This is a genomic window from Candidatus Zixiibacteriota bacterium (genome assembly GCA_014728145.1).
Classification (GTDB): Bacteria; Zixibacteria; MSB-5A5; order JAABVY01; family JAABVY01; genus WJMC01.
In genome coordinates this window covers 19,453-33,440 of record WJMC01000159.1, presented here as the reverse complement: position 1 = coordinate 33,440, position 13,988 = coordinate 19,453, and the positions used below count along the sequence as shown (strand labels likewise).

Annotated in this window: 6 protein-coding genes and 2 pseudogenes; 5 read left to right on the top strand and 3 right to left on the bottom strand. The window is 50.1% G+C overall.

From position 1 onward, the window contains the following. Window positions 1-9 precede the first annotated feature (9 nt). Window positions 10-1,215, bottom strand: coding sequence for a phosphofructokinase (locus GF404_09530; protein MBD3382423.1), 1,206 nt, complete (start codon window positions 1,213-1,215; stop codon window positions 10-12). Between the two features lie 806 nt (window positions 1,216-2,021). Between GF404_09530 and GF404_09525 the strand changes: the two genes are divergently transcribed. Beyond that, window positions 2,022-4,421, top strand: coding sequence for a TonB-dependent receptor (locus GF404_09525; GenBank protein MBD3382422.1), 2,400 nt, complete (start codon window positions 2,022-2,024; stop codon window positions 4,419-4,421). 92 nt (window positions 4,422-4,513) lie between these two features. On the opposite strand, the gene GF404_09520 is transcribed toward GF404_09525, so the two are convergent. Then, window positions 4,514-5,680 (bottom strand): KamA family radical SAM protein, encoded by a 1,167-nt coding sequence (locus GF404_09520; GenBank protein ID MBD3382421.1) that lies wholly within the window; start codon window positions 5,678-5,680, stop codon window positions 4,514-4,516. Between the two features lie 1,818 nt (window positions 5,681-7,498). On the opposite strand from GF404_09520, the pseudogene GF404_09515 reads away from it, so the two are divergent. The 3 genes and pseudogenes from GF404_09515 to GF404_09505 all read left to right on the top strand — a co-directional run bounded on the left by GF404_09515 (window position 7,499) and on the right by GF404_09505 (window position 9,787). Next, window positions 7,499-8,449, top strand: a pseudogene (locus GF404_09515) (PKD domain-containing protein). 72 nt (window positions 8,450-8,521) lie between these two features. Beyond that, window positions 8,522-9,154 (top strand): annotated as a pseudogene (locus tag GF404_09510) (PKD domain-containing protein). 222 nt (window positions 9,155-9,376) lie between these two features. Next, window positions 9,377-9,787, top strand: coding sequence for a T9SS type A sorting domain-containing protein (locus GF404_09505; protein ID MBD3382420.1), 411 nt, complete (start codon window positions 9,377-9,379; stop codon window positions 9,785-9,787). 104 nt (window positions 9,788-9,891) lie between these two features. Here GF404_09505 and GF404_09500 read toward each other — a convergent pair whose 3' ends face one another. Next, the gene (locus GF404_09500; GenBank protein MBD3382419.1) at window positions 9,892-12,567 is read right to left on the bottom strand and encodes an HAD-IC family P-type ATPase; all 2,676 of its coding nucleotides are present in this window, start codon (window positions 12,565-12,567) and stop codon (window positions 9,892-9,894) included. Window positions 12,568-12,864: 297 nt separating this feature from the next. On the opposite strand from GF404_09500, the gene GF404_09495 reads away from it, so the two are divergent. Continuing rightward, the gene (locus GF404_09495) at window positions 12,865-13,986 is read left to right on the top strand and encodes a hypothetical protein (protein ID MBD3382418.1); all 1,122 of its coding nucleotides are present in this window, start codon (window positions 12,865-12,867) and stop codon (window positions 13,984-13,986) included. The last annotated feature ends 2 nt before the right edge of the window (window positions 13,987-13,988 follow it).

Sequence of the window (13,988 nt, the reverse complement as noted above, 5' to 3'; positions counted from 1 at the left end):
GTTTTCGTTTTAGCGTTCGCTGGTCATGATAAACAGCGGTTGCATTTCGAAGCTCTTGTATTCCGGGCGCAGACGGCTGATATTATAATGCTTGTCGATATTGACAAATTTCTTGGTACTGGTGACCACATCGATCGGGACATTGTCATAACGGCCGTTTTTGAGAACCACCAGGCGACCGTGGATTCCGTTTAAGATCAAATCCAGTGCCAAATTACCGTAGGCCATCGGGACAACCGAATCGATCGCGTCCGGATCGCCCCCGCGTACAAGGTAACCGAGACGCTGGTTGATGGTATTGATCGGTTTACCGTTATTGAATTTCGTTGAGTTGGCCTTGAGCTCGGCTGAAACCAGGTCACCGATTCCTCCCAGCTTTTTGTGACCGTAAGCATCCGTGGTCTGATCCTGAAAGACCATCTCGCCACCCTCGAACATCGCCCCCTCGGAGACCAAAACGATCGAGTAACGGCTGGGGTTGTTGCGACGGTCATATGCTAACAGCTCGGTCAGGTGCTCCATGTGGAATTTATATTCGGGGATGACACAACGGTTGGCGGCACCGGCCATAGTCGGCAACATGGCGGTAAAGCCGGCATAGCGACCGAATACCTCCAGAACCAGGAAACGTTCATGAGAGCCAGCCGAGGTGCGCAGGCTGTTGGTCATCTGGATCGTACGGGTCACGCAGGTTGAAAATCCGATACAATAATCAGTTCCGGGCACATCGTTGTCCATAGTTTTCGGAATCGCCACGACTTTGATGCCTTCCTGGTACATACGGACACCATAGCTTAAGGTGTCATCGCCGCCGATCGGAATCAAGCAGTCGATCCCCAGAAAATCGAGATTCTTTTTGACTTCCTCGGTCAGGTCATTGACCTCGGCATTGTATTTGTCGCGCAGGTGTTCGGGCACATTTTCCTTGCGGACATGACCGGGATGGGTCCGTGAACTATGCAGGAACGTTCCGCCTGTTCGGCCGGCCTTGTTGACGATTTCTTCGGTCAGCTCGAGATAACAATGGCTGTTGTCGACATCTTTGTCGCGGATCAGGTCGATCGTTCCGGCCCAGCCCCGGCGGAGACCGATCACTTTATAGCCTTCCCTTATGGCGCGGATCGTGACCGCCCTGATTGCCGGATTGAGACCGGGCACATCGCCGCCGCCGGTCAGTATTCCGATTACACCTTTTTTTACGTTCACGTTAACCACAGTCCAACCTCCTTGTTCAACTGTCGACCTGCCGATTTATCAGTGCCAGGCAGAATTTAGGTCTGATTATCATTCGAGCAAGCACATTCTTCAATTTTCCCGGTTGATTATAAAACCGCTTTTCTCTTAGATAGTTTCGGCAGATTTGATTCTGAATTGATAGAATCAAGATGTACGCCTGTCTTTCTTCTGCCAAAAAGCAAATACCGCACAACTCAAAAAAAAGCAAATTATATTAATCTAATAAAATATTAAAAAATGCTTGAAAGCGGTTCTTTTTAGACGTATACTTGTTAGAAATTTCACAAAGAGTAAGAAGGCTCTAACATTCGCAAAGGCGTGAACGGTGAATTTACTAATTGGTACCTATTCGAAATCAGCATCCGGATCGTGTAGAAACAGTGTGCACCGGCTTATTTCTGTCATTCTCCTTAGCTCTCTGCTTGGCTTTTTAATTGCCGGTATTGCATCGCTTCATTTTCACATAGCCCCGGGTGGCTCGATACAGGTTCACAGCCATCCACTACCCGCAGGTGATTCAAGCTCCTCGAAGGGAGGACATTCTCATTCGCAGGCGGAATTTGTTTTCTGGTCGGTTTTCAAGCACATTCTTGAAAAACTGATTGTATCAGCCTTTTTTATTCTTTTGTTCTACCTGGTCTTCATTTACAGGCGAGATAATTACCAAACCGCTATATATTCAGAATACCGAAACTACGATCTCTTTGAACGACCTCCTCCCTCTCCACTTTTCGCTTAAGATATTAATCTAATTTAAGTTAACATTTTTTTCAGGAGTCGTTTCAATGAACAAAGCGATATTGATTTGCCTTGTAATAGGATTATTGTACCCATTTTCAATCCAGGCGGCGGATGCGATTATCACCGGAAGCTTGGTAGATTCATCCACTGCTGAGCCTGTGCCCTACGCTACTATTAAAGTCGAGGGCACCAAGCTGGGAGCTGTTTCAGACAGCACGGGAAGCTTTGGTCTTCAGGTTCGTCCGGGAAAACATAATCTGATTATCACTCGCATCGGTTTTAATCCTGTCTCACTTAAGGTCGAAGTCTCTCCGGACGAGAAACAACAAGTTGACATATTCATGACCGAGTCGACTATTCCCGGCAAGGGTGTGGTAGTGACCGGAACTCGAACACCGCGCTATATGAAGGATGTTCCGGTTCATACTGAGGTCATCACCAACAGTGAAATCAAGGCCAAATCCGCTCACAACATATATGATGCGTTGGAAGGGATTTCCGGTCTCAGGGTGGAACAGCAGTGCCAGGCCTGTAATTTTTCTGTACTCAGGATGCAGGGATTAGGAGCTAATCATACCCAGATTCTGCTTGACGGTCAGCCGGTCTATTCCGGGCTCGCATCGGTCTATGGTTTGCAGCAACTGAGTGTGGCCGATGTCGATCGGATCGAAATAGTCAAAGGTGCCGGATCGGCGCTGTTCGGTTCGAATGCAATTGCCGGAGCAGTTAACATAATCTCACACGTCCCTTCAAAAACCGAGGGCCATGTCGGAGTCGAATTCGGTGAACATGGAACCAATAAATATGAATTGACAGCAGGAACCCGTCAGGACAATATTGCGCTGTTTCTGTACGCCCAGCAGAGCCGGGGTGATGAGATCGACGAGACTTCGGATGGTTACTCGCGCGCTGAGGTTTATAACTCCGATGGAATCACAGACAGGGTACGCACTAATTCCAAAAGCGCGGGTTTTAACTTCACAGTCGAAGAGATCAGTTCTCTCGACCGTCTCACAGTGCGTGGCAGGATAATGAACGATTACCGTCTGGGTGGAGAGATCATCAACGGCCAATTTGAGAATATTTTTGCACCCGGCACAGAACGCATTATCACGGACCGTTACAGCCTGCAATTCGATTACTTTAAGGCTTTCAGCAACGGTCCGGAGATCGACATTTCCGCCAATTACGTCAAACATGACAGGAACGCTACTAACGACACATACTGGGGGGATTATGAATCCATCCATGGCAGTGCTCCTCCGGCTGATGAACTGCGACCGTATCTCGCCTATGAGAACCTGTTTACAAGCAACATGAACCTGATGTTACCGATTCATTCCGATCATCGACTGCTGTTTGGAATGCAATATTCATACAACGAGCTGGATGAGTCCGGGAAGTATATCGTGGTTGACGATGAGAACCCCGACTACGGGACTTCATACACATCTACCAGTTCAAAATCCGCTCACGAGATCGGAATCTATTTTCAGGATGAATATACCCTCACACCTGATCTTGAGGCTGTTGCGGGGGCACGACTCGATTACCATTCTTCTGAGGATGGCTTCAGGGGCTCGGGTGATCTCAGTGTCACCGATTTTGATCCGATCGAGTACGAAGAAACAGCGGTCAATCCCCGGATTTCTGTACGTTATTCGGCCTCCGATGAAATCACTGTGCGTGCCAGCTTCGGAACCGGTTTCAGGGTGCCCTACGGATTCTCCGAGGACCTGCATCTCTGCAGTGGTTCGCCGCGGGTTTATAAAGACCTTTCGCTTGAACCTGAAAAATCGCGAAGTTTCGGCTTGAGCCTGGATTATCAGTCCCCAAAACTCGGGGTGAACCTGAATCTCTACCGTACTGATCTGATGGACCGCATCGATTTTTCTGAAGCAGATGAGGATATTGAAGCGCTTGGATATACCTATCAGTGGAAGAATATTGATGATGGTTTTACAATGGGGATTGAAATCGGGGCGAACGTCGCACCTGTCGAACATCTGGTGCTGAGCGCCGGATTTGAATTCAACAAAAGCGAATACGACAATCCGAGAGAAGACTGGATTGGAACAAAATGGGAATCTGACAGCAAGAGGTTCTCACGCTACCCGGCTACTTCAGGAACCTTCAAGATTGAATACAACAGGCTGGGATGGAACCTGGCAATGGATGCCTCTTACAAGGGCAGGATGTATATCGATCTGCTGGAACCTGCTGATGAGAATGATATCAAGATTAAGCAAACCGAATCATTTGTGTTACTAAATGCCAAAGTCAGCAAGATGCTCTTCGATCGGTACAAAGCCTATCTCGGTGTCAAGAATCTGGGTGACTATATCCAAAAAGAAAAGCATGTCGATGATGCCGCCTTTATGTATGCCCCTGTCTACGGTCGGCTGATCTATGGCGGATTTGAGGTTAATTTCGGCAGTCTCTGATGATCTATCATCATTAGCTGATCCTCCTGCTGTATAGCAAAACCGGCATGATAACTACATCATGCCGGTAAATTTTTGCGTGGCAGGGTTGCCTAACTTGCGAAGTGGACTACGTCGCCCTCGTAGAAATCGTTTCTGTAACCGGGCAGGGGTTCGAGCTGGTCCAGCCAGTAGGCATCGTCGTTGCGATAACATACCAGAAATCTCTGCTCATCTTCATCGAATTTGGCGCGATGATAGCGCAGGTAAATATGCTGGTGATCTACTCCCACGATCTCGACCTTCCCGGACTCATGGGACATCACATACTTCAGCCGTTTTGCCAGGCCGGAACAGGCCCGCTTGGCTTCCTCAATTTTGTAGTAGGCCTCGACAATCGGTACAGCATAGGGTTCATTGCCGGAAGTGGGACGATTCTGGAAAACGTAGTACTGGGGCACGCCGATATACGACAACTCGTTAAAAAGCTCTCGTAAAACATCGACATCATCGGAGACACCCTTTATGATCGGGCTCTGGTTGACACAGATCACGCCGGTTTTCTGCACCTGGCGAAGCACCTCGCGGCTCTCGGGTGTCAATTCACGCGGATGATCGAAGTGACAAACCAGGTAGACTCTGCTGTCAGGCAGGGAGTGCTTTTCGAAGACTTCCAAAAGCTCCGGATCGTTTAGGAATCTGTACGGATTAAAAGCGGGAAGTTTCGAACCGATCCTGATGACGCGCACATGCTCGATCTGCCTCAATTCACTCAAAATGCTGTCGATTTTTTTAGTCGACAGTATCAGCGGATCACCGCCGGTCAGAAGCACATTGTCGACTTCGGGATGCTCACGAATATACCTCATACCTTCAGTCAGGTCGTGGCAGGCAGTTCTTTCGCCCTCAATAAAGATCCGCTTGCGGAAACAGTAGCGGCAAAACGACGCGCACATCTCGGTTACCAGCAATAAAACAGTCGATCCGTATTTGTGCTGAACACCCTGCTTGACCGTAATCGAGTTTTCGTTGCAGGCATCCATCTCACCCCATTCATTGAGTTCGCTCAGATGAGGGATGATCAGACGACGGATCGGGTCCTGCGGATCGTTCCAGTTTATCAGTTTCAGGTAATAATCATTGACACGGAAGGCAAACCATTTTGTGACTTCTGACAGGCGGGCTTTTTCTATATCAGAAAGCTGGTCGACATGATCGAGCCTGGTGAAGATTCTTGGCCTGGTTTTTCCGGTGGAATTATGACGCTCGAAGTGTGCCATAAAGCCTCCTTTCAATCTGCTCAAACTCTGTTAATGAAGTTTAAACTCGAAGTGGTTTGAGCGACATGTTCGAGAGATTTCCTGCGGATTGACGGAAACCTCAGAATTTAAATGGCATCATCCTGATACCACTAACCCTTATATTTAGTATACGAAATTTTCGTGTTGCAGTCAAGCTAAACCGGGAATTACAACCGGTTCGACAATAGTCAATGAATAAGCGGAATTAGGGGGGCAAACGGCGTTTTCTAGTGAGTTTAATACTTGCCCGGTCGCAGGAGATGGTTTATATTTGAAGTATTGTGTTAATCCTTAAAAAGTTCTGAGCGCTGTTTCTATCATTGAGCCGGCGATTGCTGTCGGTCGGGGGGAGTAGTGCCCTTTTAAGGAAATACAATATCCACTTATGTCCAACCTTTTTTTGGAGGAGAAATGGGAAGAATCTTTACCATCCTGTGCCTCGCGGTTTTGCTTTTGACCTGCGTGGCCTCAGCCGAAAAGTTCCTGGAACTCGATAAGCAGAAATATATCGATTCTCCGGGATTTCTGGGTTATGTGCCTGATCGATTTATCGTCGTACTCAAAGACGATGTAGCAGTCGATCACTCCCAGGACTTGAAAACATCCGTGTCACTTGCCCATCTCAACGGTTTCGCACAACTGGCGGACAGGTTTGATGTTACCAATCTGCGCCCCCAGTTTCCGGGGTCTGATCGTGGCAAAGTATCGCTTTCCACCGAAGCACAGAGGCTGGCACGTCATTACAAAGTCACCATAAGCTCAGGTGAACTCGAAGAGGCAATGGCCGCTTATGCTGAACTTGAGGAAGTCGATCACGTCGAACCTATCGGGGTGCATGCGGTAACTGCCACACCGAATGATCCATATTACAGCGATCCTCCCGGTGGTTATGCCTATGATCAGTGGCATTACTGGGATACCTACGGAGTCGAGGCCGACCTGGCCTGGGATTCCGAAGCCGGCAATAATAATGTAATCGTAGGTGTGCTGGACCTCGGTGTTAAATACGACCACGGCGACCTGGGGGGCTCCAATCCGCCGGGACCAAACGACAATTCAACCAATGGCAATATCTGGACCAACCCCGGCGAAACCCCCGGCAATGGTGTCGATGATGACGGCAACGGTTATGTCGATGATATCATCGGCTGGGATTTCGTCGAACGAACCGACTGGTATTCATACAACTGTATCGATCTGGACTGCGGTGGTGCAGACAACGATCCATGGGACGGCGACGGGCACGGTACCCATGTGGCCGGCACGATCGGTGCTATAACCAACAATGGTTACTCGGTTGCCGGTGTGGCCGGTGGCTGGGGAGATGGCACCTTCTCGGGCGGGGGTAATGGTGTTAAAATCGTACCCTGCCGTGTGGGTTATGTACTGGATTACTGGATTTATGGTGCCACCGGTGTAGTTGTTATGGATTATGTCGCCGAAGCTATGTACTACATGGCGGACCTCAAACAGAACGGCAATAATGTCGCCGCGATCAATTGTTCTTTTGGCAACACCAATGACGGCGGATTGAGTTCGGCTGTCGATTATCTTCTGGCCCAGGATGTCATGATCATTTCGGCCGCCGGCAACGGCGATGCCAATGATCCCAGTTACCTCGGAAGCAGAAGTGACTGTCTCGATGTCGGTGCTACCGACCAGAGCGGGAATCCTGCCAGTTTCTCCAATTATGGAAGCTGGGTCGATGTCGCCGCGCCGGGTGTAACGATCCTGTCAACTTCAACCGATCCGGCCGATCCATCTGGCGACTATGTCACTGTTCTCGATGGCACCTCAATGTCCTGCCCGCACGTGGTGGGCGTGGCCGCTCTGCTGGAAGCCCATAATCCGTCGCTGACCGCGCAGGATAAGTGGGATTATATCGTAAACAACACCAACCCCTACAATCAAACCAAGGATGTCGGAGTCGGAATTGTCAGCGCTAAAAAAGCGCTCGACGCGGCTGGAGCATCGCAAAATCCACCGGTTGCAGATTTCTCCGGATCACCGACTTCGGGTGAGACGTCTTTGACTGTCAATTTCACCGATCTGTCGACCAACAATCCGACCTCGTGGTCGTGGGATTTCGGCGATGGTTCCGGTACATCGACTGCTCAAAATCCAAGCTACACATATAACAGCGCGGGAACCTACACGGTCACTTTGACCGCCACAAACGCCTACGGTTCCGATATCGAAACCAAGGTCGATTATATCTCAGTCACCGAACCGCAACCACAGCCTCCGGTGGCTGATTTCAGCGCTTCACCGACTTCTGGTGAGACACCTCTTACGGTCGACTTTACCGACCTGTCGACTAACAGCCCAACCTCGTGGTCATGGGATTTCGGTGACGGTTCAGGGACTTCGACCGCCCAGAATCCGAGCTATACATACAACAGCGCCGGAACCTATACGGTCTCTTTGACCGCCACTAATGCTGATGGATCGGATACCGAAACCAAGGTTGACTATATTACTGTCACCGAACCTCAGCCACAGCCTCCGGTCGCAGACTTCAGCGCTTCACCGACTTCGGGCGAGGCTCCTTTAACTGTAAATTTCACCGATTTATCGTCAAACAACCCGACCTCGTGGTCATGGGATTTCGGTGACGGTTCGGGGACTTCGACCGCCCAGAATCCGAGTTATACTTATGATAACGTCGGCACTTACACAGTCTCACTGACAGCCACAAATGCCGACGGTTCCGATACCGAAACCAAGCTCGATTACATTACTGTCACTGAAGCCGGTCAGGATGTTAAGGATTACGCGACCGGGGATATCGCCCTGATCGGTACGGTATCTGGTGACTACATGGATACCTATGCCAGCGACAATGTCTATGAGACAATTACGGAGGAGACCTATACCGGTCATCCCCGCAAGCGTTACAGTTATCTCGAGCATAAGTGGAGCTTCGATATCTCCTCGGGCACATCGGTAACCTTCTATCTCGAAGCGTATCGCACAGCTAACAGCGAGGGAGATAACTTCGTTTTCGAGTACTCGACAGATGATGCGACATATTATTCACTGGTAACCGTGGCGAGCGCGACCGAGCAAATCTATTCAGTTTCCTTACCATCGACGCTGTCTGGCACAGTATACGTGCGCGTGACTGATGCCAACAGGAACTGGGGGAACACAGTAAACGACGCCGTTTACATCGATGAGATGTACTTCCAGGTCGCAGCTTCAGCGTCACCGCCAGTGGCTGATTTCAGCGGTTCTCCGACGACAGGTGACTACCCGTTGGCGGTTAACTTTACGGATCTTTCCAGCGGAAGTCCGACATCATGGTCATGGGATTTTGGTGATGGTTCAGGAACGTCAACCGCGCAGAATCCTTCCTACACCTACAATTCAGCGGGCACTTACACAGTTTCGCTGACGGCAACCAATGCCTATGGTTCAGACACCGAAACCAAGGTCGACTATATTACGGTCACCGAGCAGACAGGTGCGGCCGTGCATGTCCAGAATATAACCGTCACCCGCGAAGTTGCCGGCGGACCCAATCGTGTCGGTGTTGCTGATGTCACCATAGTGGATCAGAATAACAGCGCTGTTTCTGGCGCAACCGTATATGGTTATTTTAGTGCGCCTGACGGCTCAACTGAGTCAGCTACGACCGGCTCCAACGGGGTTGCCACCCTGACTTCGAGTAAAATGCGCAACCCGCCTTTAGACTGGTGTTTCACAGTAACTGACGTTGTTTATTCAGGGGCTGTCTATGATTCCGGTGCTAACCAGGTCACAGAAGCCTGTGAAAGCGGTTGGGTATTCGGTATCAACGGTCTTTCCTCGACTCGACCGGATGATTTCGGTCTGCACCAGAACAGACCTAATCCGTTCAACCCGGTAACCGAAATATCCTTCCGGCTCGAAAGCCCGACCAGCGTCCGGCTCGCAATCTACAATATCACCGGGCAGAGGGTAGCCTCCCTGATTAACGGCATCATGGATGCGGGTCTGCACTCTGTTACATGGGACGGCAGTGCCTACTCATCCGGTATTTACTTCTACCGCCTTGAAACCGAATACGGTATCGAGAGCCGCAAGATGATTCTCATGAAGTAATGACCGGACTCAAAAGATAAAAGTCAGAGCGGGATCGCTGTCAATAGCGATCCCGTTTTTTGTCGTTACAAAATCGATAGATATTTTAAGCTGGCAAGGTGACTCTATTTTTGACCGGCGCGATCGACAGGCTTGGTTACAGAACGGAAAACCTGTCCCGCGATATATGGGAAGATGCTGGCGACTGCTACAACCAGCCAACCGTCCATACCCGGGTCGGTCAACTTAAGCACGGATGACAGTCCGGGAAGATAAACAGCCATAAACAGTAATCCGGTACACAGCACGAGTGCGCCCCAGACCCAGCGGTTGCGGGTGATCGAGTTGTAAAATGGATGAGTTCCCGAATCGCGCATGTTAAAGACATGAAAGAGTTGCGCGAAAGCCAGTGATAGAAACGATATCGTCACAGCTTGTGGATATTCTTTTTCGAGTGTCCACATTGCGATTCCGAACGCGACCAGCACAGTCAACGCGATCAGCACTCCAAATCCGCCGATAAACGCCCAGTGGGCTTTTTCCACTATCGATTCCGATGATTTGCGGGAAGGCCGTTTCATGATTTCAGGATCGCCCTCTCCCACTCCCAGCGCTAAAGCGGGGAAGACATCGGTGACCAGATTCAGAAACAATATCTGCAGGGGCAAAAGCGGAAGCGGGGTGTTGGCCAGCGATGCCACCGCGACTGCCAGAATCTCAGAGACATTGCATGACATCAGGTAAACCACAAAGCGCCGGATGTTGTTGAAGATTACCCGTCCCTGCTCGATCGCGGTAACAATTGTAGCGAAAGCGTCGTCTTTGAGCACCATATCGGCCGCCTCGCGCGCCACCTGTGTACCACGTTGCCCCATGGCAATCCCGATATCCGCCTTTTTTAATGCCGGAGCGTCATTGACGCCATCACCTGTCATCGCCACGATCTGGCCCTGCTCCTGGTGCAGGGCGATTATATCGAGTTTCTGCGCCGGGCTGACACGGGCAAAGATCGGTACTGTGGAAACATCCTGCTTCTGCTCAGCAGTCATTGTGTCATAACTGACAAGCTCCCGGGTCGGCATCACCCTGGCATCCTGCTGATCTGTCAGGCCGACCTGGTAGGCGATCGTCTGGGCAGTGGGTGCCTGGTCGCCGGTTACCATAATAACTCTGATGCCAGCCTCCTGGCAAAGCTCGATCGACTCGCGCACATCCTCGCGCGGGGGATCCATCAGGGCGATCATTCCCGTAAATATCAAATTATCATAAGGGTCCTCGGCGACATCAGCGGTTGTCTTATTGGCCAGCGCCAGAACACGCAGTCCCTGGAGTGCCATATCATTGTTGAATTTTATCCAGCGATCTTTTTCTTCTGAGTCGAAATCCGCAATGCTGCCATCTTTTATGATCTTGTCCGAAATATCCAGGATCGCCTCCGGCGCACCTTTGACAGCCACGTAGAAGCCATCTCCATCCTCATGAAAGGTGGCCATTCGTTTTTCTACTGAGTCGAATGCTTCCTCGCGTTTTTCGGGAAATTTATCGCGCAGTTCATCACGAATAAGTCCCGCTTTCGCGCCTGCGGCCAGAAGCGCAACCTCGAGTGGATCGCCAACTGATTTATCTGGATCGTCCCTGTCGAGGGCCGCGTTGTTACACAGGACAGAGATCTTGATTGCTTCAAAGAGCTGTTCATCTTTTTTGGGATCGAGTGGACTGCCATCCAGATTGAATCGGCCAGATTCGAGCTTGACCTCGCCTTCGGGGAGCCACAACTCGGTTACCGTCATGCGGTTTTCGGTCAGGGTGCCGGTTTTGTCGGTGCAGATGATATTGGTCGCTCCCAGGGTTTCGACCGAGGCCAGGCGATTGATCAAGGCATTGCGTCTGGCCATTCGCAACATCCCGCGTGCCAGCGCAATCGTGGCCACAATCGGGAGCCCTTCCGGAATTCCCGCCACCGCCAGAGCGACAGCGGTTTTGATCATCAGGAAAGCTTCCTTTCCCCGTAAAATCCCCAGGATCGCGATGATTACAGTTAAACCTATAGTTACATAGACAAGTTTTTTGCCGAGGTCATCGAGACGTTTTTCTAGCGGTGTCTCGCCTTTTTCAGCTTCTGACACCAGAGATGATATCTTGCCCAGCTCGGTTTCCATACCGCTGGCAGTTACAATCGCCACCGCCGATCCCCGTGTGATCGCTGTGCCTTTATAGAGCATATTGATCCGTTCCGCCAGGGGCGCGTCCGCAGATACCGTTTCGGTAATTTTATTGACCGGCACTGATTCACCGGTCAGCGCGGATTCATCGACCTGCAGACGGGAGGCCTCGCACAGACGCATATCTGCCGTAACGACATCGCCCCCCTCGAGAACAACCACATCGCCCGGCACCAGCCTGTCAGCGGAAATCAATTCCGCTTTGCCGTCGCGACGCACTACCGCGTCGACACTTGAAAGCTGGCGCAAGGCTTCCATCGAACGAACCGCCCGTATTTCAATGAAGTATCCGATCAGGGCATTGATCAGGATCACCGCCAAAATCGCGATGCCTTCGACAATTTCTTCGAATCCGAATGATAAGAGTGCCGCCGCGGCTAAAAGCAGGACAATCAGGCTTTTGAACTGCTCAAAGAAAATTTCCAGCGCGCCTTTTTTACGCACCTCGCGCAACGTATTGGGTCCGTATTTACGCAAACGGGTTTCCGCTTCTCCTGCGGAGAGACCGTTTTGAAGGTCTGTCTCAAACAGCTCTACTACATTGCCTGATTCAATTGTCCACAGTTTTTCTTCAGCCATATTCAGTCTCTTTTTATGATTTTCGTATCCGCTTAATTTACTTTTATTTAATTATCAGGCAAGCTTGAATATGAAAAAACGATCCCGCTTTGGTTCAATTATATTTCGTGTTAAACCGATCGTGGCTTATGATCTGTTGATCTTTTGGTCTCCTGTTGTAGCAGATTTGAACTCGAATTGTTTTCTTATGAAACAGGCTGTCAAATGTTTAAAATTTGTACTCAGGCGGTGTAGAACTTCAAATCATCGGCCGATAATCTCAACAAAGGTACTGAACCCGTTGCGAACTGGTATATTATGGCAAAAATACTTCATACCGCAGATATTCATCTCGGGATAAAATTATCAGGACTGGGAAAGTCCGGCGATAAAGTCCGGGCGGCCTTGAAGGACTCAATCTCAAAACTGGTCGAAATTGCGCTGGAGCAGAAGGTCGATGCCGTGGTGATTGCCGGTGATTTGTTCGACTCCAACCGTATCTCCAAACCGCTTTTTGATTTTGCCATGCGTGAAATCTCCCGGCTGGAGGATGTTCCGGTGGTTTTAATACCCGGCACTCATGATTGCCTCGAAGAGCAGTCGGTCTATGTCACCATGGAGGAAGCCGAGTGTCCCAAAAACCTGTTCATATTCGATCATCCCGATAAAAATAAACTCGAGTTTCCGGAACGGGGATTGACATTTTACTGCAATGTCAACACCAGCCGTACCTCGAGTGAATCACCACTGGCTGATCTGAAACCTGACGAAACCCCCGGGACGCATATCGCCATAGCACATGGTTCGGTGCAGATACCGGGCAAATCATCGCCAAAAGACTGGCCGATCAAACTCGATGAGATCGAGAACTCGGGATTTGATTATGTTGCTTTGGGCCACTGGCATTCATACTTCCGCCTTCCCACGTTAAAAGTGCCGGCGGTCTATTCGGGTACACCTGAGCCGATGTCGTTTAAACACCAGGATGCCGGCTGGGCATCATTGGTGGAATTCGAGCCGGATAAGGTTGAAATCGAAAAGGTCAAGCTCGGCAAGCTGGAATGGAATACGATTGAACTGCCCTGTACCAGTTTCAAGTACACGCTCGAACTGGAACGGGAGATTTCCAAGCATATCAGCGAGAATCGTCTTTTAAAAGTGCTCTTAAACGGGGTATTTCCCTCTGACGGTTATATCGATTTTGACCGGCTCCATGAGCATATGGCGGACCGCTTCCTTTATCTCGAAGTTGTCAACCGGACTGAAACAGTGCCCTCGGATATGCTCAAGTTGAATCTGCCGGAGACGACCATCCTGGGGCAGTACATCCACCTGGTGTCGGAAAAAATCGCCCATGAAGAAGATGAGTATGAAAGTGAATTGCTCAACGACAGCATGAAACTCGGCTATGCCCTGCTTTCGGGCAAGGATGTGATATAGAG